This window comes from Nocardia sp. NRRL S-836 (genome assembly GCF_001279525.1).
Lineage (GTDB): Bacteria > Actinomycetota > Actinomycetes > Mycobacteriales > Pseudonocardiaceae > Lentzea.
The window spans coordinates 1-19787 of record NZ_LGDY01000149.1; the positions used below are offsets into that span (position 1 = coordinate 1).

The following is a 19787-nucleotide window of genomic DNA, read 5'->3' on the forward strand; positions in this document are numbered from 1 at the left end:
GTTGGGGAAACACCCGGTCCCATTCCGAACCCGGTAGTTAAGCCCTTCTGCGCCGATGGTACTGCACTGGTTACGGTGTGGGAGAGTAGGTCGCCGCCGGACAATCTTTCAGAAGGCCCCTGCGGGTCGAGCACCTCGTGTGCTCCCCGCAGGGGCCTTTTGTCATGCCCGAAACCCGCCTCGGGTCGGCCCGTTTCGCTCGCAGACCGTCCTCTGCCCGCGTTTTTCGCTTGCGGGCCCTGGTCTGATGGAGCCATGGACGCGGTCGTGCACCCAGACCTGGCGTCGTTCGACGCCCTCGCCCACGATCGGCTCGCAGCCGATCCGGTGCGGAACACCGTCGCGCTCACCGCGCTCGACCGGGCGCGCCGGCTACCCGACCCGGACCTGCCACCGACGCTGCTCACCTTCCACGACCGCGGCGAGCTCGTCGGCACGCTGATCCGCACACCGCCGTGGCCGGCGCAGGTCGCGGACCTGCCACTGGAGGCGGTCGACCTCGCGGTCACCGCACTGCGGAAGGCCGACCCGGACATCACCGGGGTCACCGGGCCGCACGAGAGGTCCGAGGCGTTCGCCACAGCCTGGGATGAGCGGCACCGCGTCACGATGTCCAGCCGGCTCTACCGCCTCGGCGCCCTGGAACCGCCGCCGGTCACGGGCTCCAGCCGGATGGCGACGAACGACGACGTGGAACTCCTCGCCGCGTGGCGCACGGCGTTCTCGCGGGAAGCCGTCCCGGACGCACCCGTCCTGTCCGCGACAGAACTGGTCCGCAGCTCACTGCGGCTCGGCAACGGTCACGCCCTCTGGGAGGTGGACGGCATCCCGGTCGCGTGGGCCGCCGCGAGCGTCCCGATGGCCGGTATGACCCGCGTCGCACCCGTCTACACCCCGCCCGAGCACCGCCGCCACGGCTACGGCGCCGCCGTGACCGCGGTGATCAGCCGGTGGGCACTGGACCGGGGCGCGACCGACGTCCTGCTCTTCGCCGACCTCGCCAACCCGACCTCGAACTCGATCTACCGGCGGATCGGCTTCCTGGCCGTCGAGGACTGGACGGAGCACTCGTGGAAGCCGTGACGCACGACGACATCGACAGCTTCCTGGCCCTCGCCGGGGCGTTCCTCGAAGCCGACCCGGTGAACCACAGCGTGCACCTCACCGGTGTCGACGCGGTGCTGCGCGGTCACCGCCAGGCCGCGACGCTGATCTCCCTGCACGACAACGGCACCCTCGTCGGCGCGGTGACCCGGTTGGAGGGCCGTCCGCTCCACGTCGCCGCGATGCCACCCGCGGCGGCACCGGTCGTGGTGGCCGCCCTGCGCGAGCAGCCGGACCCCGGCCCCACCGAGGTCACCGGCCCGAAGGACCGCGTCGACGCCTTCCACGCGTTGTGGCGGGAGGGCGGCCGTGAGGTCTACGTGCTCCGCCTTTACGAACTCAAGGACCTCGTCGTGCCCGAGATCGCCGGTGCGGCCCGCCTGGCCACGCCCGCCGACGACGACCTGGTCACCACGTGGTGGACCGGCTTCGTCCAGGAGCTCGACGGCGTGGACCGCGCCGCCGCCGGGGAACGGGTGCGCGACAGCCGCTGGATGTCCGCGGGTCACGTGCTGTGGCTGGTCGACGGCGTGCCGGTGTCGTGGGCCGCGAGCACCACACCCGTCGGCGGGGTGTCCCGGGTCGGCCCGGTCTACACGCCACCCGAGCACCGCCGGCACGGGTACGCGGCCGCCGTCACCGCGGCGGTCAGCCGGTGGGCGCACCGCGAGGGTGCCGGTCACGTCGTGCTCACCGCCGATCTGGCCGACCCGACGGCGAACTCCGTGTACCAGCGCATCGGCTTCCGGCACGTGTCCGACTGGTCGGAGTACCGCTGGTCAGTCGAAGAGTGACGACTCCACCGGCCGGTTCCGCACGTGCGAGGAGAACACCAGCGACGTGGTCGTGTCGCCGTAGCGCTGCATGACCTCGACCAGCTCCTCCAGCTCGATCATCGAGCGGCACACCACGCGCAACAGCCAGCAGTCGTCGCCGGTCACGTGGTCGGCGTCGCGGACCTGCGGCAGCGCCAGCACGTGCGAGCGGAACCGCGGCGTGTCGAGCGAGCGGACCCGCACCCGCACGATCGACTCGATCGGCAGCCCGAGCCGGGCCGGCGCCACGACCGCGGTGTAGCCGGTGATCACGCCCAGCGACTCCAGGCGGCGCACCCGTTCGGTCACGGCGGGCGCGGACAGGGAGACCTCGCGGGCCAGCGCCGTGAACGACATCCGCCCGTCCTGCTGCAACAGCGCGAGGATCTTCCAGTCCAGGTCGTCCAGTTCCACCTGGAAATCATAGGCAGAACGGCCGGAACGCCTGGACTTCCACCTGGGAAACCGGGTCGCTGACCAGCAGTATCGACGCCATGACCAACGCACTGCGCTTCCCCGCCGCCGACCCGCCGGCCGCTGCCGCGTTCTTCGCCGCCGAGCTCGCGTTCGAGGCCGACCCCGACGACGTGTACCGCGACCTGCTGGCCGGCACCGCCCAGGGGTACGTGCTCGTCGAGACCCGCGCCCCCGAGGTGTTCGCCCGCAGGCGCATCCCCGGCGCCATCAACCTGCCCTACCGCGACCTGCCCGAACGGGTCGACCTCGACCCCGCCCTGGTCTACGTCTGCTACTGCGAGAGCTTCCAGTGCAACGCCGCCACCAAGGGCGCGCTCGCGCTGGCCCAGCGCGGCTACCGGGTGAAGCGGCTCTCCGGCGGCATCACCGCCTGGGAGCAGGCGGGCTACCCGGTCGAGGGGGACGGCCAGGCCACGGCGGTCGTGTCCCAGGTCGCGTGTCATTGCTGAGCTGTCCCGACATAGGCTCACCGGCGTGACGTCTCCGCGTTTGCTCGTGCTGCAGCCCTCGAAGTCCGACCCGCTGGCCAAGCTGGGCGACTGGCTCGACGCCGAGGGCATCGAGCTGGACCTCGTGCTGCTGAAGGAACAGCCGGCGCCGGCGACGCTCGACGGCTACCAGGGCGTGATCTGCCTCGGCGGCGAGATGGGCGCACTGGACGACATCGACCACCCGTGGCTCGCGGACGTGCGGAAACTGCTGTCGAACGCCGTCGCGAAGCGGCTGCCGACGCTGGCGATCTGCCTCGGCGCGCAGCTGCTCGCGGCGGCGACCGGCGGGCAGGTGCGGCGCGGACCGCAGGGCCCCGAGGTCGGGGTGCTGCTCGTGGCGAAACGGGACGTGGCCGCGAACGACCCGTTGTTCGCCGATCTGCCGTTCACGCCGGACGTGCTGCAGTTCCACAACGACGAGGTGCACCTCCTGCCGCCCGGCGCGGAACTGCTCGCGGCGTCCCCGAAATATCCCAACCAAGCCTTTCGGGTCGGAACGAGTGCCTACGGTTTGCAGTTCCACATCGAGACGACTCCGGAAATCGTCTTGAACTGGGCCGCCAAAGATCCTGAATCAGCCGCGTGCGCGCGGCCGCAGCACTTCGACCAGGACTTCCTCGCCGAGGCGCACCGCGACTTCGAGGAGGTTTGGCGCCCGTTCGTGCACAGGTTCGCGATGCTGGTGCGGGGAGAACTGCCGCCCGCAGGGTGTTCGCGCACACAACTTCCGTTGGTGTGACGTTACTTTCGTCGTTCATAGGGCATCCTGAGTACCCGGTACCGTCAACATCGAGCACCTTGTTCGATCCAGCCGGAGGATCAGTGTGGATCCCGCTCTTGTAGTGATCATCGTCGTTGTCACTGCTCTCATCTTCGACTTCACCAACGGGTTCCACGACACGGCCAACGCCATGGCCACCTCCATCGCCACGGGCGCGCTCAAGCCCCGCACGGCGGTCGCGTTGTCGGCGGTCCTCAACCTCGTCGGCGCGTTCCTCTCGGTCGAGGTCGCCAAGACCATCTCCGGCGGCATCGTCGACGACACCCAGATCACGCCCGCCGTCATCTTCGGCGGGCTGGTCGGCGCGATCATGTGGAACCTCGTCACGTGGTACGTCGGCCTGCCGTCGAGCTCGTCGCACGCGTTGTTCGGCGGCCTGATCGGTGCCGCCTGGGTCGCGTCCGGTGTGGACGCCATCCACTTCGCCAAGGTCGTCGACAAGGTGCTGGTGCCCGCGGTCGTCGCGCCGCTGGTCGCCGGTCTGGTCGCGGCCGTCGCCACGATCGTCGTCTACCGGCTCAAGAAGGCCGCGGACCCGCGCGTCGCGCACACCGGGTTCAAGGTCGGCCAGGTCGCGTCGGCCTCGCTGGTCTCCCTCGCGCACGGCACGAACGACGCCCAGAAGACGATGGGCATCATCACGCTCGCGCTGATCACGTCCGGTTCGCTGGCGCCCGGTTCGGCCCCGCCCACCTGGGTGATCATCAGCGCCGGTCTCGCGATCGCGCTCGGCACCTACCTCGGCGGCTGGCGCATCACGCACACCCTCGGCCGCGGCCTGACGACCATCGAGCCCGCGCAGGGCTTCGCGGCGCAGACCTCGACCGCGACCGCGATCCTCGCGTCGTCGCACCTCGGGTTCGCGCTGTCCACGACGCACGTCGCGTCCGGCGGCATCATGGGCTCCGGTCTCGGCCGCGACCGCCGCGGCGTCAAGTGGGGCACCATGGGCAAGATGGCTGCGGGCTGGCTGCTCACGCTGCCCGCCGCGGGCATCGTCGGTGCCCTCGCCGGCAAGTGGGCGTCCAGCGGCACCGCGGGTGTCGTCGGCGTCGCGGTGATCGGTGGCGCGGTGGCGCTGGGCATCTGGATCCTGTCGCGCCGCGAGCCGATCAAGCCCGAGCACATCGTGGACGAGGTGGCCGCGCAGGCCGAGCTGCACAAGGTGGCGGCATGACGGTCAACTGGATGGCGTTGCTGGAGGTCTTCGGCGCCACGCTGCTCGCGACCGTGGTCCTGGTGACGTTGTTCGTCGTGGGCATCCGGGCGTTGTCGGGCAACCGGAAGGCCGGTGCCTACGCGAGCTTCGCGGGGTGCGTCGCCGTCGTGCTGTACGGGCTCTCCCTGATCGTGTTCTAGCGGCGTGACGACTAGGTTGGTTCGTGATGAGCGAACCAGGCCGCGCCGCGTCACCAGCCAGATTCGGGCTCACCGAGCCGCGCAGCGAGGAAGTGCTGCGCGAGCTCGGGCTGTGGGCTGACCGGCGCCCGGCCGAGGGCGCCGAACCGGTCCTCGCCGCGCTCTCCCGCAGCCCTGACCCCGACCTCGCGTTGCGCGGCCTGGAACGCCTGCGGGACGTGGCCGACTGGCCGGCGCTCTCCGCCGCGCTGCACGCCGACGAGGTGCTGCGCGGCCGGTTGCTCGCGGTGCTCGGCTCGTCCACCGCGCTCTCGGACTTCCTCGTCGCGAACCCGGACCGCTGGCGGTCGCTGACGGACGCGGTCGACGTGACGTTGCCCGGCGAAGGCGTCCTGCGTACCGAGTACCGGGCGAAACTGCTGCTCATCGCCGCCAACGACCTGGCGCACGTCGTGGAGCCCGAGCTGCCGTACGTCCCGTACGACACGGTGGCCGAGCAGCTGTCCGACCTCGCGGTGTCGGCGTTGCGGCGGTCCCTGGAGCTCGCCGCGGAGAAGGTCAGCGGCGCGGACGGCTGCCGGCTCGCGGTGATCGCGATGGGCAAGTGCGGCGCGAACGAGCTGAACTACGTGAGCGACGTCGACGTCGTGTTCGTGGCCGAGGGCGACCTGGGCGTGGCGACCCGGCTGGCCAGCACGATGATGCAGATCGCCGGCCACTCGTGCTTCGAGGTCGACGCCGCGCTGCGGCCCGAGGGCAAGGCGGGCGCGCTGGTCCGCACGCTCGACGGGCACGCGTCCTACTACCAGAAGTGGGCGCGGACCTGGGAGTTCCAGGCACTGCTCAAGGCCCGCCCGGTCGCGGGGGACGCCGAGCTCGGCCAGTCCTACCTCGACGTGGTGCGCCCGTACGTGTGGACGGCGGCCGAACGCGAGAACTTCGTCGAGGACGTGCAGGCGATGCGGCGGCGGGTCGAGGACCACGTGCCGTCCGGCCTCGCCGAACGAGAGCTGAAGCTGGGCCGCGGCGGGCTGCGCGACGTCGAGTTCGCGGTGCAGCTGCTGCAGCTCGTGCACGGCCGGTCCGACGAGGACCTGCGCATCCAGGCGACGACGGCGGCGCTCGCCGCGCTGGGCAGGGGCGGCTACGTCGGCCGCAACGACGCGGCGGACTTCGGCCGTTCGTACCGGTTCCTGCGCACGCTGGAGCACCGCCTGCAGCTGCACCGGCTGCTGCGCACGCACCTGTTCCCCGCCGACGACGACACCACGGCGTTGCGCTGGCTGGCGCGGTCGATCGGGCTGGCCGCGGACGGGCAGCGCTCGGAGGGCCAGGTGCTGCTCGCGGAGTTCCGCAGGCACGCCAACCAGGTCCGGCGGCTGCACGAGAAGCTGTTCTACCGGCCGCTGCTGCAGGCCGTCGCGGGCGTGCCGACCGAGGCGCTGCGGCTGACCACCAAGGAGGCCGTGGCCCGGCTCGCCGCGCTCGGCTACACCTCGCCCGAGGGCGGGTTGCGGCACATCCAGGCGCTGACGCACGGCGTGTCGAGGCGGGCGCGCATCCAGGGCGCGTTGCTGCCGGTGCTGCTGGACCTGTTCGCCGGCACCCCCGACCCGGACGGCGGGCTGCTCGCCTACCGCAAGGTGTCCGAGGCGCTCGCCGAGACGCCCTGGTACCTGCGGCTGCTGCGCGACGAGGGCGCCGTCGTCGAACGGCTCGCGGTGCTGCTCGGCACCTCCCGCCTGGTACCGGACCTGCTGGTGCGCGCGCCGGAGGTCTTACGGCTGCTGGCCGACACCGAGGCGCTGGTCGGGCGTGACCCGCTGACGGTCGGCAACCCGTTGCGCAGTGCCGTGTCGCGGCACCCGGAGCTGGGGCGCGCGGTCGCGGCGGCACGGTCGTTGCGACGCCACGAGCTGCTGCGCATCGCCGCGGCCGACCTGCTGGGGCTCATGCCGCTGGAGACGGTGTGCGTGTCGCTGTCCGAGGTGTGGGTGGCGGTGCTGCAGAGCGCGCTGGACGCCGCCGTGCGGTCGGCCGGTGAGCCGGTGGCGGCGCTGGCGGTGATCGGCATGGGCCGGCTCGGCGGCCGTGAGCTCGGCTACGGCTCGGACGCGGACGTGCTGTTCGTGTGCCGTCCGTTCGAGGGCGTGACCGACGCCGAGGCGGCGAAGTGGGCCGCCGGGATCGTGGAGAACATCCGGCGGCTGCTCGGCGCGTCGTCGCAGGACCCGCCGCTGCAGGTGGACGCTGACCTGCGGCCGGAGGGACGGCAGGGGCCGCTGGTGCGGACGCTCGACTCCTACCGCGCCTACTACCGGCAGTGGGCGGAGATCTGGGAGAAGCAGGCGCTGCTGCGGGCCCGGTTCATCGCGGGCGACGCGGCGCTGGGCGCGGACTTCGAGGCGTTGATCGAGCCGCTGCGCTACCCGGCCGACGGGCTGGACGCGGCCTCGGTGCGGGAGATCCGGCGGATCAAGGCACGCGTCGACGCGGAACGGCTGCCCCGCGGCGCCGACCCGAGCACGCACACCAAACTCGGCCGCGGCGGCCTCGCCGACGTCGAGTGGACCGTGCAGCTGCTGCAGCTGCAGCACTCCGGCGCGGTGCCCGGCCTGCGCACACCGTCCACAACGGCCGCGATGGCGGCCGCGGTCGAGGCGGGCCTGCTCTCGCAGGACGACGCGTCGGCGTTGACCACCGCGTGGAACCTGGCGACCCGCGCGCGCAACGCCGTGACGCTGGTGCGCGGCAAGGCCTCCGACCAGCTCCCGACGTCCGGCCGCGACCTGGTCGCCGTCGCGTCGGTCATGGGGTACCCGCCGGGCGGTGACCCCGGGGTGTTCGTCGAGGAGTACCGCCGGACCACTCGTCGTGCACGTGCGGTGGCGGAGCGTGTCTTCTACGGTGAGGGACTGTGAAGGCGATTGCGCTTACCGAGTTCGGTGACCCCGAGGTCATGTCCCTGCAGGACCTGCCAGACCCGCTGCTCGGCCCCGACCAGGTGCTGGTGGAGGTGAAGGCCGCAGGCGTGAACCCGGTGGACTTCAAGATCCGCGCCGGGTACCTGCGGGGGTTGCTGCCGCACCACGTGCCGCTGATCCCCGGCTGGGACGTGGCCGGTGTGGTCCGCGCGGTCGGCATCGGCGTGCAGGACTGGCGGCCCGGCGACGAGGTCCTCGCTTACGCGCGCAAGGACCACGTGCAGCTCGGCACCTACGCCGAGCTGGTCTCGCTTCCGGACCGGATGGTCGCCCGCAAGCCGTCCACTGTGGACTTCGTGACGGCGGCGGCGCTGCCGTTGACCGGCCTGACCGCGTTGCAGTCGCTGAAGGCCGTCGACGCCGGCGAGGGCGACGTCGTGCTCGTGCACGCGGCCGCGGGCGGCGTCGGCCACCTGCAGGTGCAGATCGCCAAGCTGCTGGGCGCCGCACGGGTCATCGGCACGGCGTCACCGCGCAACCACGACTTCGTGCGCTCCCTGGGCGCCGAGCCCGTGGCGTACGGCGACGCGCTGGTCGACGCGGTGGCCGAGCTCGTGGGCGGCGACGGCAAGGTCGACGCGGTGCTCGACAACGCGGGCGGCGTGGCGTTCGACCAGTCGCTGCAACTGGTGCGCGACCGCAACAGGATGACGTCCATTGTGGATGGCCCGCGGGCGCTGGAGCACGGTGTCACCAACACCTGGGCACGCCCGAACGCGGAACAGACGCAGTGGCTGGTCGACCGGGTCGCCGCCGGCGAGCTGCAGGTCGAGGTGCAGCGGACGTTCCCGCTGGCGCAGGCCGTGGAAGCGCACCGGCTGCTCGAAGGCGGCCACGTGCGCGGCAAGGTCGTGCTGACGGTCTAGAGCAGGACGAGATCGGGGGCACGCCCGAGCGGGTGTGCCCCCGACGTGCTGCTCAGTCCTCGTCCTCGTCCGGGTCGACAGCGGGAGCGTTGCTGTAGACCTCGATCACCCACTCCTCGTCCAGCGACTCGCCGTCCTCGGAGTCGGGCACGAGCCGGTTGTAGACGCGGACACCGAGGTCGAGCACGTCAGCGGCCTGGACCGCTTCGATCGCCTCAGCGGCGGAGTCGACGATTTGCGTGGTGAGCAGCTGCGGGGCCGTGAATTCGGCTACTTCTTCAGACACGCGCGGACCCTAGCGCATTGACGTTTCACCCGATCGATATGAGACTGACTGCGCTCTGTGGGGGAGCTGTGGTGTGTCGCGGGGGTCGAGCAGAGGAAGTCATGCAGCATCGCAGGGTCACGCGCCGAGGTAAGACCGTGATCGCCATCGGAGCCGTTGCTGCCGGCGTGCTGGCGTCACTTGGGGTCATCCAATACGCCATGAGCAGCGAAAACTCCGCCGCAAAGCCCAACGTCACGGTCACCACCACCAGCCAGGACACCCTGGGAACCCCCGACGCCGCACTGGACGTCACCGAGCCGTCGGCGGACGTGAAGGTCGCCACCGGCTCGTTCAAACAGCAGCGCGGCATGCTCACGGTCGAGGTCACCCGAGTGGAGGCAGCGAACGGCCGCGTCAAACTCTTCGTAACCGCCACGAACGCCTCCCAAGCCCGCATGACCCTCCCCGTCGACGGCATCGCGGTCCTGGACGACCTGAAGCGCACCTACACCGCGTCCAGCAGCAAGTGGGACGGCCTCCTCACCCAGGGCGGCTCCAACTCCGGCACCGTCGTCCTCGACGAGAAGGTCGGCGCCGGTGTGAAGTCGCTCACGCTGACGTTCTCCTCGATCTCCGGCCAGTTCGCCCCGACCGGCGCCTCCGTCTCGGTGGCCGGAATTCCACTCCCGAAGTGATTGCCGCCCGCTGTGCGGGTACGCCTCTGGCGAGTTCAACACTTGGGAGGTGTGTCGCCCATGACCCAGCGCGGGAGCGACCAGCACGGCTTCGCCCGTGACGACAAGCTGAAGCAGGAACTGGCCAACGAACTGCGCGCCAACGGACCCACGCGCGCGCAAGAGTGGCGTGAACCGGAACTGCCCACGTCGGAAGAAATCACCGAGGACACCGACCGCTAGGCCGTCTACGGTGGCCCGGTGAAGTACCTGTTCTTCTGGAGCCACCAGCCCGAACGCAACGGCTCGATCGGCTGCGGCTGCCTGTCCCAGTGGTGGCCGTGCGACTTCGAGGTCGAAGGGCAACGCTTTGCGTCCGCCGAGCACTACATGATGTGGCGCAAAGCGTTGCTGTTCGGCGACTCCACCGTCGCCGCGCGCGTGCTGGCCGCCGCTTCTCCCGCCGAGGCCAAGGCTTTGGGCCGTGAGGTGTCGGGCTTCTCCGACGACCCGTGGGTCGCGGCACGGATGGAGATCGTCGTCACCGGCAACCTGGCGAAGTTCGGGCAGAACCCACCGCTGTCGTCGTTCCTGCTGGGCACGGGGTCTCGGGTGCTGGTGGAGGCCAGCCCGCTGGACCGCGTGTGGGGCATCGGCCTGGCCGCTGACGATCCCCTCGCGCAGAACCCGTCGTCGTGGCGTGGCCTGAACCTGCTCGGTGAGGCGCTGATGGAGGTGCGCTCCCGGCTGAGCGCGGCGTGACGCCGTCCTCTTGGGACGGTCTGAACCGCTCGCTCGCTCCCGACGTGTGTCGTTGTGAACCGCAGTCACAGCTCGCACGGAGGGAGAACCGGTGTTCAGCTACTCAGGACCGGCCCGGCTCATCTACCCGGACGGCACCATGGCCGAGCTGAACCGGGTGGACGTGATCGAGACCGTGACCGACGGCCTGTGGCAAATGTCCGGCGCGGCGACGTCCGCGGAGACCCTCAACGCCGGCGAGGCCCGGATCAAGCTGCCGACCGGCGGCGAGGCCGATGTCGTGGTCGCCAACGTCCGGCCGGGTGCCGCGGGGACCAGCGTGACGTTGCTCGGCAGCTGAAACGCGGTAGCGCGGCACGGCACAAAGACCGAGGGCCGGGCGACTGGAACAGTCATCGGGCCCTCGAACGGCGTCATCTGACGGCCTGGAGACGACCTGATCTTGATGCTCGGGTACTCCCCACTGTCACTGCCGTCTTTGAGTCGTTGGTTCGGCTGCGCCATCAACTGGAACCCGACGGCTGGATGATCGCCGTTCAAGGAGCGCGCCGGGACACACCCGAGCGGGATGCTCCGGGACATGGGTGCGGGAAGGAAGGTCCACGTCCTTCGACCCGGTCACAAGACCTCAAAAGACCGAGGGCCGGGCGACTTGAACAGTCACCCGGCCCTCGCACAGAGCGTCTAACTCACAGCACCGATCACACGTCGTAGTACAACGCGAACTCGTAGGGGTTCGGGCGCAGACGCAGCGGGTCGATCTCCTGCTCACGCTTGTACGAGATCCAAGTGTCGATCACGTCGGGCGTGAACACGCCGCCCTCGAGCAGGAACTCGTGGTCGGCCTCCAGGTTGTCGAGCACGGCGTCCAGCGTCGCGGGGACCTGCTTGACGTCGCGGGCCTCCTCGGGCGGCAGCTCGTAGAGGTCCTTGTCGATCGGGGCCGGCGGCTCCATCTTGTTCTTCACGCCGTCGAGGCCGGCCATGACCATCGCCGAGAAGGCGAGGTACGGGTTGCCGGACGAGTCGGGGCAGCGGAACTCGATGCGCTTGGCCTTCGGGTTGTTGCCCGTGATCGGGATGCGGACGCACGCCGAGCGGTTGCGCTGCGAGTAGACCAGGCTGACCGGGGCCTCGTAGCCGGGGACCAGGCGGTGGTAGGAGTTCACCGTGGGGTTGGTGAACGCCAGCAGCGACGGGGCGTGGTGCAGGATGCCGCCGATGTAGTGGCGTGCGGTGTCGGACAGGCCCGCGTAGCCGCTCTCGTCGTGGAACAGCGGCGCGCCGTCCTTCCACAGCGACTGGTGCGTGTGCATGCCCGAGCCGTTGTCGCCGAACAGCGGCTTCGGCATGAAGGTGACGGTCTTGCCGGCCTGCCACGCGGTGTTCTTGATGATGTACTTGAACAGCATCAGGTCGTCCGCGGCGTGCAGCAGCGTGTTGAACTTGTAGTTGATCTCGGCCTGGCCGCCGGTGCCGACCTCGTGGTGGGCGCGCTCGACGGTGAAGCCCTGGGCCTCCATGTTGAGGACCATCTGGTCGCGCAGGTCGGCGTAGTGGTCGTTCGGGGTGACCGGGAAGTAGCCGCCCTTGTACTTGACCTTGTAGCCGAGGTTGCCGCCCTCTTCCTCACGGCCGGTGTTCCACCAGCCGGAGACCGCGTCGATCTTGTGGAACGAGGAGTTCCCGGTGGTGTCGAACTGGATCGAGTCGAAGATGTAGAACTCCGCCTCGGCACCGAAGTACGCGGTGTCGGCGATGCCCGAGTCGGTGATGTACTGCTCGGCCTTGCGCGCGATGTTGCGCGGGTCGCGGCTGTACGCCTCACGCGTGAACGGGTCGTGCACGAAGAAGTTGACGATCAGCGTCTTCTCGATGCGGAACGGGTCCAGGCGCGCCGTGTAGAGGTCGGGCAGCAGGAGCATGTCCGACTCGTGGATCGACTGGAAGCCACGCACGGAGGAGCCGTCGAAGGCAAGACCCTCTTCGATCGCGTCGGCGTCGAACGCCTTGGCCGGCAGCGTGAAGTGCTGCATCACGCCGGGCAGGTCGCTGAACCGCACGTCGACGAACTTCACGCCCTCGTCGGTGATGAACTTCAGCACCTCGTCGGAATTCTTGAACACCCTCGTCGACTCCTTGGCTATGGAATACGGCTGGCCATCGCGAGCGACCGTATGTCGGCGGTGTTGCCCGTCCGTCACTCGGATGTTTCGCCAGTGTTAACGGGGGCGCCCAACCGGGCAAGGCGACCTGCCGGTCCTCACCCGTTGAGCACGGCCTTACTCTGGTGGGGTGAGCAGGTGGACCGGTTCGTGGCTGTCAGGACCCCGTTCGGTACTCGAACCGGGCGAGGAGTCGAACGACGGCAAGCAGCAGCGATGGCGTGGTGAGCGTCACGGCTTCCCGGAGAAGGGGCCGGGCTCGATCGCCTCGATCGGGCGGCGGACGTTCGCCATCCTCGTCGACTTCCTCCTCTCCGCGGGCGTCGCGGCGGTGTTCACGCGGCCTGAGCTGCCGCGCAACTGGAGCCTGCTGGTCTGGTTCGTCATCACCGTCGTCGCGGTGGCCTTCTTCGGGTTCACGCCGGGGCACGCGTTGTTCGGGCTGCGGGTGGCGCGCATCGACGGCAAGACGTTCGTGCACCTGCCGCGCGCGCTGCTGCGCACGGTCCTCATCTTCCCGCTGATCCCGGCGCTGGTCTGGGACTCCGACGGCCGCTGCCTGCACGACAAGGCGGCCGGCACCGTCGTCATCAAGGTCAGATAGCCCGCACAGCACATCTCTGAACAGCGAAAAGGCCCGTCGCACGATATGTGCGGCGGGCCTTTTCGCGTGCTGGCTGAAGCGGGGGAACCGAGGTCAGCGCCGGCGCAGGGTGCGCTGGACGTTGCGCATCTTCGCGCCCTGCGGCATCGGGCCCTTGGGCAGCGCGGCACCGCGGTTCGCGAGCGCCGCGAGGCGGGCGTCGAGCGTCTCGACCTGGGCGGTCGTGATGTTGCGCGGCAGCTTCATCAACGTCGACTGCAGCTTCTTGAGCGGGATCTGGCCCTCGTCGGAGCCGATGATGAAGTCGTAGATCGGGGTCTCGCCGACGACGCGGGCGATGCGCTTCTTCTCCTGCGCGAGGAGCGGCTTCACCCGGTGCGGCGCGCCCTCGGCGACCAGGACCACGCCGGGGCGGCCGATCACGCGGTGCACGGCGTCGAGCTGGGTGGTGCCGGCGACAGCCGGGGTGACCCGCCAGCGGCCGCGCAGGTTCTCCAGCGCCCACGCACCGGCGCCGGGCTGGCCGTCGGCCTTGCGGAAGACGTTGCTCTGCACCCGGCGGCCGAAGATGATCACGGCCAGCAGCGCGCCGATCGCGACGCCCAGCGGCACGAACATCCAGACCGCGTCGAAGACCAGGCCCAGGACCACGGCGACCGCGGTGACGCCGAGCACCGCCGCCAGCATCAGCGGGATGAGCGCCTTGTCCTCGCGGCGTTGCATCTTGAACGCCTCGAAGATCTGCTTTCGCCGTTCGCGTGATGCCGCGCGGCGAACCTTCGCCGCTTCCTTGGCAGCCGCCTTGTCCTGCTTACCAGCCATGCCCATGAGGATACGGCGCGCTGGTCTCAGCCTCGCATCGGCCATCTGCGAGACTGCCGGGCATGGACGCGTTGCTGGAGGGTCTTGATCCGGAACAGCGCGCGGCGGTGGAAGCACCGCGCGGCCCGGTGTGCGTGCTCGCGGGCGCCGGCACCGGCAAGACGCGCACCATCACCCACCGCATCGCCTACCTGTGCCAACGCGGCCACGTCGCCCCGTCGCAGGTCCTCGCCGTCACGTTCACCAAGCGCGCCGCGGGGGAGATGCGCACGCGTTTGCGTTCCCTCGACGTGCACGGCGCGCAGGCCGTGACGTTCCACGCCGCCGCCTCCCGCCAGCTGCGCTACTTCTGGCCGCGGGTCGTCGGCGGCCCGCGCTGGGAGCTCGTCGACCAGAAGATCCGCGTCGTCGCCCGTGCCGCCGCCCGGCTGGGCATGCCCACCGAGGCCGACGCGCTGCGCGACCTCACCAGCGAGATCGAGTGGGCCAAGGCCTCGCTGCTGACCCCGGAGGACTACCCGCTCGCCGCCTCCCGCGCCGCACGCGACATCCCGGCGCCCGCCGAGCAGATCATGAAGCTCTACACGACCTACGAGCAGCTCAAGAACGAGGCGATGCTGCTCGACTTCGACGACCTGCTGCTGCACACAGCGGCCGCGCTGGAGGACAACGCGGAGGTCGCGCAGGAGTTCCGCGACCGCTACCGCTGCTTCGTCGTGGACGAGTACCAGGACGTGACGCCGCTGCAGCAGCGCGTGCTCGACGCGTGGCTCGGCGGCCGCGACGACCTGACCGTCGTCGGTGACGCGAACCAGACCATCTACTCGTTCGCGGGCGCCTCGCCGCAGCCGCTGCTCAACTTCGGCCGCCGCTTCCCCGAGGCAGTGGTGGTCCGGCTGGAACGCGACTACCGGTCCACGCCCCAGGTCGTGGGACTGGCCAACGAGGTCATCAAGTGGGCCCGCGGCCGTCCGGCCGGGTCGCGGCTGAACCTGGTCGGGCAGCGGCCGGACGGGCCGGTGCCGCGGTTCCACGAGTTCGACGACGAGCCGGGCGAGGCCGACGCGGTCGCACGGCGCGTCAAGACGCTGCTCGACGAGGGCGTGGCGGCGTCCGAGATCGCGATCCTCTACCGGGTCAACGCCCAGTCCGAGGTGTACGAGCAGGCGCTCGCGTCGCTCGGCATCCCGTACCTGGTGCGTGGCGGCGAGCGGTTCTTCGAGCGGGCCGAGGTGCGCCAAGCGATGATCTCGCTGCGCTCGGCCGGCGACGTGACCGGCCCGCTGCCCGACGTCGTGCGGTCGGTGCTGGAACGGGTCGGGCTCACCGACGAGCCGCCGACCGGTGGTTCCGCGCGGGAACGCTGGGAGTCGCTGCTCGCCCTCGTGGAGCTCGCCGAGGAACTGGCCGCGGCGGTGCCCGAGGCGGACCTGCCGCGGTTCTGCGCGGAGCTGGACATGCGGGCCGAGTCGCAGCACCCGCCGACGGTCGAGGGCGTCACGCTGGCGTCGCTGCACGCCTCGAAGGGCCTCGAATGGGACGCGGTGTTCCTCGTCGGGCTGGTCGAGGGCACGATGCCGATCCAGTACGCCGACGGCGACGAGGCGAAGATCGAAGAGGAACGCCGCCTTCTCTACGTGGGTGTCACGCGCGCCCGTGAGCACCTTTGGCTCTCGTGGGCGTTGTCGCGCGCGGCGGGCGGGCGCAAGTACCGGCGCCGTTCCCGTTTCCTCTACGGCCTCGTGCCGGAAAACCACCCCGCGGCGCGCGTGCCCGGCGGTGGTGCCGCCCAGCGGCCGCCGTTGATGAAGAAGGAAAAGCCGTCCTGCCGGGTGTGCGCCTCGACGTTGAACGAGGCGCAGGCCATCAAGCTCGGCCGATGCCGCTCGTGTCCGTCCGATGTGGACGAGGAACTGCTGGAAGCGCTGCGGCAGTGGCGGGCCGGCCGGGCCCGTGAGCTGAAGGTGCCCGCTTACGTCGTGTTCACCGACGCGACACTCATGGCGATCGCGGAGCAGCGACCCACGGATTCGGCCGGACTCGTGGCGATCTCGGGCATCGGCGCCTCGAAGCTTGATAAGTTCGGCGACGACGTGTTGGGCCTGGTCCGGGCCGGTGTCGGGTACTCCGCCACCTGATCGGGACAAGTTTTCTTAAATAGGTTGCACGCCCCAGGTACGGGGTCATAACCTGCTCATGCCGGGTCCGGAGGACCCGTCTGGGGAAGAAGAACTACTACTAGCTCGCAGAGCTCTCCGAGGGAGGTGCCGGTTGTGAAGATCTTCAGCATTTCGCGCGCACTCGGCCTCCCCGTGTCCGAGCACTTCTGCGCGCCCGCAACCGCTCCGGCCATGTGGCAGCACTCTGCCCGCAAGTCGGCGGAACTGCTGGGTCGTGAGCGCGTCACCGGACTGCTCGTTGAGCAGCCGGCCCTGCGCCCGACCGTTGATGACGTGCCCAACTACACGAATGCGCTGTCCGCGCATCAAGTGAGAAGGCTCCTGCCGACCCCATAGCGGGGTCGAAGGACCACCAGGCTCACGAAGGCCGCGGACTCGCACAGAGTCCGCGGCCTTCGTGTTTTTTGCAGTACCCCACACAAGGAGAAAACCCTGATGTTGACCGCGACTGTCCCGCTCACCGGCGAGACACTTCCGGACCTCGCGGACGGGCTTGACCTGCCCTGCCGCACCCACAACCCCGACCTCTGGTTCGCGGACGCCCCGGCGGAGCTCGAGAAGGCCAAGTCCTTCTGCGGGACCTGCCCGGTGCTCGCCGAGTGCCTCGCGGGAGCCCTCGCGCGGCACGAGCCGTGGGGTGTCTGGGGTGGAGAGATCTTCGAGCGCGGTGTCGTCATCGCTCGCAAGCGGCCGCGTGGCCGTCCGCGCAAGGACGCGGCGGCTGTGGCTTCTTCGGACAAGACGGAGGCGGCTGCGTGAACACCGTGCTCAGCAACCACAGCGCACTGCCCACCTACCTGACCGAGGGAATCCATCCGATGTCTCTGAACGAAGAACTCGTTCGAATACGAATACAAGAAGCCCAGAGGTACGCAGAGGAGCAACGCCTGGCGAACCGCCTCGCGTCAGCGCAACGTTGGCGCAGGTTGTCGCGATGGGCGGGACGCAGAGCGGCTCGCTTCGACCTCTGACAGTCTCGAGCTGAGGCCGTCGTCCACGAGAAGGTGGATGGCGGCCTCGGCCGTTCCTCCGTACCGTCATCCTTTGTGCCGCACCACACTCACGACGGAATCGACTGGTCGTCCCGCCTCTCGGCCATGAGGCGCTACGGCGCACTGCAAGCCGAGGCGCTGGCAGCCGTGGCCCGCAGACTCGTCGCACCACTGCCCGACTCCCCGGTCGTGCTGGACGTCGGCTGCGGCGCGGGCTCCATGTCCGTCCCCCTCGTCTCCGCCCTGCGCGAGCACGGCGGCGGCGTCTTGGTCCTGGTCGACGCCACCCCGGAACTGCTCGACGCCGCCTGCGCCGCAGCCCGCGCCGAAGCCGACGGCGCCGTCTCGGTGAAACCCGTCCTCGCGGACCTCGCCGCGGAGGACCCCCTGACCTTCGCCGGCCCGGTCGAGCTCATCTGGGGCTCCCGCGTCGTCCACCACCTCCCCGACCAGCTGCGCGGCGTGCGCCGCCTGGTCTCCGCACTCGCCCCAGGCGGCTGGCTCGCCCTGGCCGAGGGCGGCCTCGAAACCCGCTTCCTGCCGTGGGACCTCGGCGTCGGCGAACCCGGCCTGCAGGACCGCATGGCCGCGGCCCGCGCCGAGTGGTTCGTGTCGATGCGCGAGAACATGCCCGGCTCCGTACGCCTGCCGGTCGGCTGGAACGTCGCCCTCGCCGACGCCGGCCTCGGTGAGATCAGCGCGTTCAGCTTCGTCGTCGACCACCCGGCACCGGTCAAACAACAGGTGCGCGACTGGGCCGTGGACCGCCTGACGTGGCTGGCCGAGATCACCGGGCCCTACCTGCACGCCGCGGATCGCGCCGCGCTGCAGCGGCTGCTGAACCCGTCGGACTCGGAGTACGTGGGGGCCCGGGAGGACGTGTTCCTGCTGGAAACCGACACCGTCCACCTGGGACGGCGGCGGTGACCGCGTGCCACAGATGTGGACGGTTGCGGGAATCCGTTTCTGAGCTGGAGTTCTTGGCTTGGTCGTCGGAGCGGGCCGGTGGGGGTGTTCGGTGGCTGTGTCATGTGTGCGCGAAGGCGCACGTGCGGGACATCGAGGGGAAGTTGCCGGATGAGTATTGGCGTTGAGGTGCCAGTGGGCTGAGCTCGTCTGGGCGTTGGGCGTTGGGCGTTGGGCGTTGGGCGTTGGGCGTTGGGCGCTGGGCGCTGGGCGCTGGGCGCTGGGCGCTGGGCCCGGCCGGACCGGAGTAATCGGTGTCGGGGAAGCCGGCGATCGAGCCGACCGGTTCCGTCGGGGCGATCGGGGTGACCGAGCGGCCGGACTGAGCGGGCGGCCGGACTGAGCGGGCGGCCGGACTGAACGGGCGGCCGGACTGAACGGGGAGCGGCCAGCTCAGTGGAGTGGCCGTGCTGTACGGGGCGCCGACCAGATTCGCATTAGCGCCTCGCCAACCGGATCCGGGAACGCCGGGTGCAGCAGGCGCCCAGGGCAGTCAGGCCGATGGGGGTCAGACAGTCGGCCGAGCAGTTGCTGCGGCCGGAACGCCTGAGACGAAGGGTTACCGGCAGATTGGCGTTGGCGTGGCTTGGCGGCTGAGCAGCGAGCGGTCGGGCGGCCAAGCGGTCGAGTGACATCGTGGCCGGCGTGGGCGGGCTGTGCTGGTGCAGCGGTCAGGTCGGCTGGGCTTGTGAGGTTGTCAGAGGCGGCTCCGCTCGGTCGGATGGTGGTCGCCCCTCGCGCGCTTCCTCAATTGCGGGCGAACGAACACGGGGATCGGGACAACCCCGCGAACAAAAAGACGGCCGGGAGACGGAATCCGGACAGGCTTCACTCGAAAGGGTGGTGGCTGGGCGTGGAGGAAGGCCGGGGAGCTGGAACCGCGGGCCAAGCGACGAGCCGAAACAGACGACGAGCCGAATACGAACCCATCGTGGCTGCGGGTCTCTGTCGACGGCCGCCCGTCACCGCAGGACTTCGAGGTCCGCGAGGCCATCCGCGGCAGCGACCAGCTAGATCGACGGGTCAAGCCGACAAGCCACATCGACGGGCCTGGCTGCCGAACCGAAATGACGAGCCAGGTCGGCCGGGCCGGCCGGCGAACCCAGGGCCGCTAGTCAGCCGGGTGCGCCAGAACGCGCCCAGGCAGCGCGCGGCGCCGAGCTTGTGGCGATCGGGTACAGGTGCTGTAAAGCCTGCCTGACCAGGGCCGTTCCGCGGCGAGGGCTCTGCAGCAGTTCCTCGTGCAGTTCGAGTGGGGTGCACAGGGCGGCGGCAACCACGGCGTCGAGGACGGCCACCACTGCGCGGGCGTTGGTTTCGCGGCGGCAGAGGTCGAGGGTGGCGCGGGGTGCGACGGCCAGGCGGAGTCCGTCAACGGGGATGACGGTCGGCGGGCGGGTGGTGCGTTCCAGCAGGAGGCCGGGATGGGCGCGGCGGGTGTTCTGGGCGGCCAGCACGTGGATGTGGCGGGGGAGGG

General features: G+C 70.2%; 21 protein-coding genes, 1 rRNA gene and 1 pseudogene. 18 read left to right on the plus strand and 5 right to left on the minus strand.

The annotated features are described in order from the left end of the window. From rrf to ADL03_RS40375, 3 genes are all read left to right on the plus strand, one after another. Positions 1-102: ribosomal RNA gene (gene rrf / locus ADL03_RS40365) — 5S ribosomal RNA — on the plus strand; the annotation flags it as partial. A 153-nt stretch (positions 103-255) separates the two neighbouring features. Further along, positions 256-1083 carry a GNAT family N-acetyltransferase gene (locus ADL03_RS40370; RefSeq protein WP_053738934.1) on the plus strand — a complete coding sequence of 276 codons (828 nt, stop codon included), beginning with the start codon at positions 256-258 and terminating at the stop codon, positions 1081-1083. Beyond that, on the plus strand, positions 1071-1898 hold the full coding sequence (locus tag ADL03_RS40375) for a GNAT family N-acetyltransferase (RefSeq protein WP_053738935.1): 828 nt from the start codon (positions 1071-1073) through the stop codon (positions 1896-1898). The genes ADL03_RS40370 and ADL03_RS40375 overlap by 13 nt, the downstream gene beginning before the upstream one ends. Here ADL03_RS40375 and ADL03_RS40380 read toward each other — a convergent pair. Beyond that, positions 1884-2333 (minus strand): Lrp/AsnC family transcriptional regulator, encoded by a 450-nt coding sequence (locus tag ADL03_RS40380; RefSeq protein ID WP_053738936.1) that lies wholly within the window; start codon positions 2331-2333, stop codon positions 1884-1886. The two genes, ADL03_RS40375 and ADL03_RS40380, sit on opposite strands and share 15 nt — an antisense overlap. An 80-nt stretch (positions 2334-2413) precedes the next feature. Here ADL03_RS40380 and ADL03_RS40385 point away from each other — a divergent pair, with 80 nt between their 5' ends. From ADL03_RS40385 to ADL03_RS40410, 6 genes are all read left to right on the plus strand, one after another. After that, complete coding sequence (locus tag ADL03_RS40385; protein WP_053738937.1) at positions 2414-2845, plus strand: rhodanese-like domain-containing protein; 432 nt, start codon at positions 2414-2416, stop codon at positions 2843-2845. A 25-nt stretch (positions 2846-2870) separates the two neighbouring features. Beyond that, positions 2871-3626 (plus strand): type 1 glutamine amidotransferase, encoded by a 756-nt coding sequence (locus ADL03_RS40390; protein WP_053738938.1) that lies wholly within the window; start codon positions 2871-2873, stop codon positions 3624-3626. 103 nt (positions 3627-3729) lie between these two features. Beyond that, positions 3730-4845 (plus strand): inorganic phosphate transporter, encoded by a 1116-nt coding sequence (locus ADL03_RS40395; protein WP_304438829.1) that lies wholly within the window; start codon positions 3730-3732, stop codon positions 4843-4845. Further along, on the plus strand, positions 4842-5027 hold the full coding sequence (locus ADL03_RS40400) for a hypothetical protein (RefSeq protein WP_053738940.1): 186 nt from the start codon (positions 4842-4844) through the stop codon (positions 5025-5027). Before ADL03_RS40395 ends, ADL03_RS40400 begins: the two co-directional genes overlap by 4 nt. Before the next feature lie 26 nt (positions 5028-5053). Beyond that, a complete protein-coding gene (locus ADL03_RS40405) occupies positions 5054-7948 on the plus strand; it encodes a bifunctional [glutamine synthetase] adenylyltransferase/[glutamine synthetase]-adenylyl-L-tyrosine phosphorylase (RefSeq protein WP_053738941.1) in 2895 nt (964 codons plus the stop codon). Further along, entirely contained in the window at positions 7945-8877 is a 933-nt protein-coding gene (locus ADL03_RS40410) for an NADP-dependent oxidoreductase (protein ID WP_053738942.1), read from the plus strand. The genes ADL03_RS40405 and ADL03_RS40410 overlap by 4 nt, the downstream gene beginning before the upstream one ends. Before the next feature lie 52 nt (positions 8878-8929). On the opposite strand, the gene ADL03_RS40415 is transcribed toward ADL03_RS40410, so the two are convergent. Beyond that, positions 8930-9163 (minus strand): hypothetical protein, encoded by a 234-nt coding sequence (locus tag ADL03_RS40415; RefSeq protein WP_053738943.1) that lies wholly within the window; start codon positions 9161-9163, stop codon positions 8930-8932. Positions 9164-9363: 200 nt separating this feature from the next. On the opposite strand from ADL03_RS40415, the gene ADL03_RS40420 reads away from it, so the two are divergent. The 4 genes from ADL03_RS40420 (at position 9364) to ADL03_RS47760 (ending at position 10921) form a co-directional block, all read left to right on the plus strand. Continuing rightward, on the plus strand, positions 9364-9840 hold the full coding sequence (locus tag ADL03_RS40420) for a hypothetical protein (RefSeq protein ID WP_053738944.1): 477 nt from the start codon (positions 9364-9366) through the stop codon (positions 9838-9840). Between the two features lie 60 nt (positions 9841-9900). Next, positions 9901-10062 carry a hypothetical protein gene (locus ADL03_RS49080; RefSeq protein ID WP_197289093.1) on the plus strand — a complete coding sequence of 54 codons (162 nt, stop codon included), beginning with the start codon at positions 9901-9903 and terminating at the stop codon, positions 10060-10062. 18 nt (positions 10063-10080) lie between these two features. Further along, positions 10081-10581 (plus strand): NADAR family protein, encoded by a 501-nt coding sequence (locus ADL03_RS40425; protein ID WP_053738945.1) that lies wholly within the window; start codon positions 10081-10083, stop codon positions 10579-10581. A 91-nt stretch (positions 10582-10672) separates the two neighbouring features. Beyond that, entirely contained in the window at positions 10673-10921 is a 249-nt protein-coding gene (locus ADL03_RS47760) for a hypothetical protein (RefSeq protein WP_053738946.1), read from the plus strand. Between the two features lie 361 nt (positions 10922-11282). Here ADL03_RS47760 and glnA read toward each other — a convergent pair whose 3' ends face one another. Further along, positions 11283-12707: a type I glutamate--ammonia ligase gene (gene glnA / locus ADL03_RS40435; protein ID WP_053738947.1), complete on the minus strand. Its 1425-nt coding sequence runs from the start codon at positions 12705-12707 to the stop codon at positions 11283-11285. A gap of 169 nt (positions 12708-12876) precedes the next feature. Here glnA and ADL03_RS40440 point away from each other — a divergent pair, with 169 nt between their 5' ends. After that, on the plus strand, positions 12877-13350 hold the full coding sequence (locus ADL03_RS40440) for an RDD family protein (RefSeq protein WP_053738948.1): 474 nt from the start codon (positions 12877-12879) through the stop codon (positions 13348-13350). 93 nt (positions 13351-13443) lie between these two features. On the opposite strand, the gene ADL03_RS40445 is transcribed toward ADL03_RS40440, so the two are convergent. Then, on the minus strand, positions 13444-14178 hold the full coding sequence (locus ADL03_RS40445) for a DUF4191 domain-containing protein (protein ID WP_369809072.1): 735 nt from the start codon (positions 14176-14178) through the stop codon (positions 13444-13446). 56 nt (positions 14179-14234) lie between these two features. Between ADL03_RS40445 and ADL03_RS40450 the strand changes: the two genes are divergently transcribed. From ADL03_RS40450 to ADL03_RS40465, 4 genes are all read left to right on the plus strand, one after another. Continuing rightward, positions 14235-16310 carry an ATP-dependent DNA helicase UvrD2 gene (locus ADL03_RS40450; RefSeq protein ID WP_053738949.1) on the plus strand — a complete coding sequence of 692 codons (2076 nt, stop codon included), beginning with the start codon at positions 14235-14237 and terminating at the stop codon, positions 16308-16310. A 135-nt stretch (positions 16311-16445) separates the two neighbouring features. After that, the gene (locus ADL03_RS40455) at positions 16446-16688 is read left to right on the plus strand and encodes a hypothetical protein (RefSeq protein ID WP_053738950.1); all 243 of its coding nucleotides are present in this window, start codon (positions 16446-16448) and stop codon (positions 16686-16688) included. A 99-nt stretch (positions 16689-16787) separates the two neighbouring features. Then, entirely contained in the window at positions 16788-17111 is a 324-nt protein-coding gene (locus ADL03_RS40460) for a WhiB family transcriptional regulator (RefSeq protein WP_053738951.1), read from the plus strand. A gap of 338 nt (positions 17112-17449) precedes the next feature. Continuing rightward, positions 17450-18271, plus strand: a complete 822-nt coding sequence (locus tag ADL03_RS40465; RefSeq protein ID WP_197289094.1) for a trans-aconitate 2-methyltransferase — start codon at positions 17450-17452, stop codon at positions 18269-18271. 1154 nt (positions 18272-19425) lie between these two features. Here the strand turns inward: ADL03_RS40465 and ADL03_RS49085 are convergent. Beyond that, positions 19426-19787: pseudogene (locus tag ADL03_RS49085) on the minus strand (hypothetical protein); the annotation flags it as partial.

Bases quoted from the DNA above. Each gene is read 5' to 3' on its own strand.
- ADL03_RS40370 (WP_053738934.1), top strand. From the start codon at position 256: ATGGACGCGGTCGTGCACCCAGACCTGGCGTCGTTCGACGCCCTCGCC.
- ADL03_RS40385 (WP_053738937.1), top strand. From the start codon at position 2,414: ATGACCAACGCACTGCGCTTCCCCGCCGCCGACCCGCCGGCCGCTGCC.
- ADL03_RS40400 (WP_053738940.1), top strand. From the start codon at position 4,842: ATGACGGTCAACTGGATGGCGTTGCTGGAGGTCTTCGGCGCCACGCTG.
- ADL03_RS40405 (WP_053738941.1), top strand. From the start codon at position 5,054: ATGAGCGAACCAGGCCGCGCCGCGTCACCAGCCAGATTCGGGCTCACC.
- ADL03_RS40420 (WP_053738944.1), top strand. From the start codon at position 9,364: ATGAGCAGCGAAAACTCCGCCGCAAAGCCCAACGTCACGGTCACCACC.
- ADL03_RS49080 (WP_197289093.1), top strand. From the start codon at position 9,901: ATGACCCAGCGCGGGAGCGACCAGCACGGCTTCGCCCGTGACGACAAG.
- ADL03_RS40445 (WP_369809072.1), bottom strand. From the start codon at position 14,178: ATGGGCATGGCTGGTAAGCAGGACAAGGCGGCTGCCAAGGAAGCGGCG.
- ADL03_RS40450 (WP_053738949.1), top strand. From the start codon at position 14,235: ATGGACGCGTTGCTGGAGGGTCTTGATCCGGAACAGCGCGCGGCGGTG.
- ADL03_RS40460 (WP_053738951.1), top strand. From the start codon at position 16,788: ATGTTGACCGCGACTGTCCCGCTCACCGGCGAGACACTTCCGGACCTC.
- ADL03_RS40465 (WP_197289094.1), top strand. From the start codon at position 17,450: ATGAGGCGCTACGGCGCACTGCAAGCCGAGGCGCTGGCAGCCGTGGCC.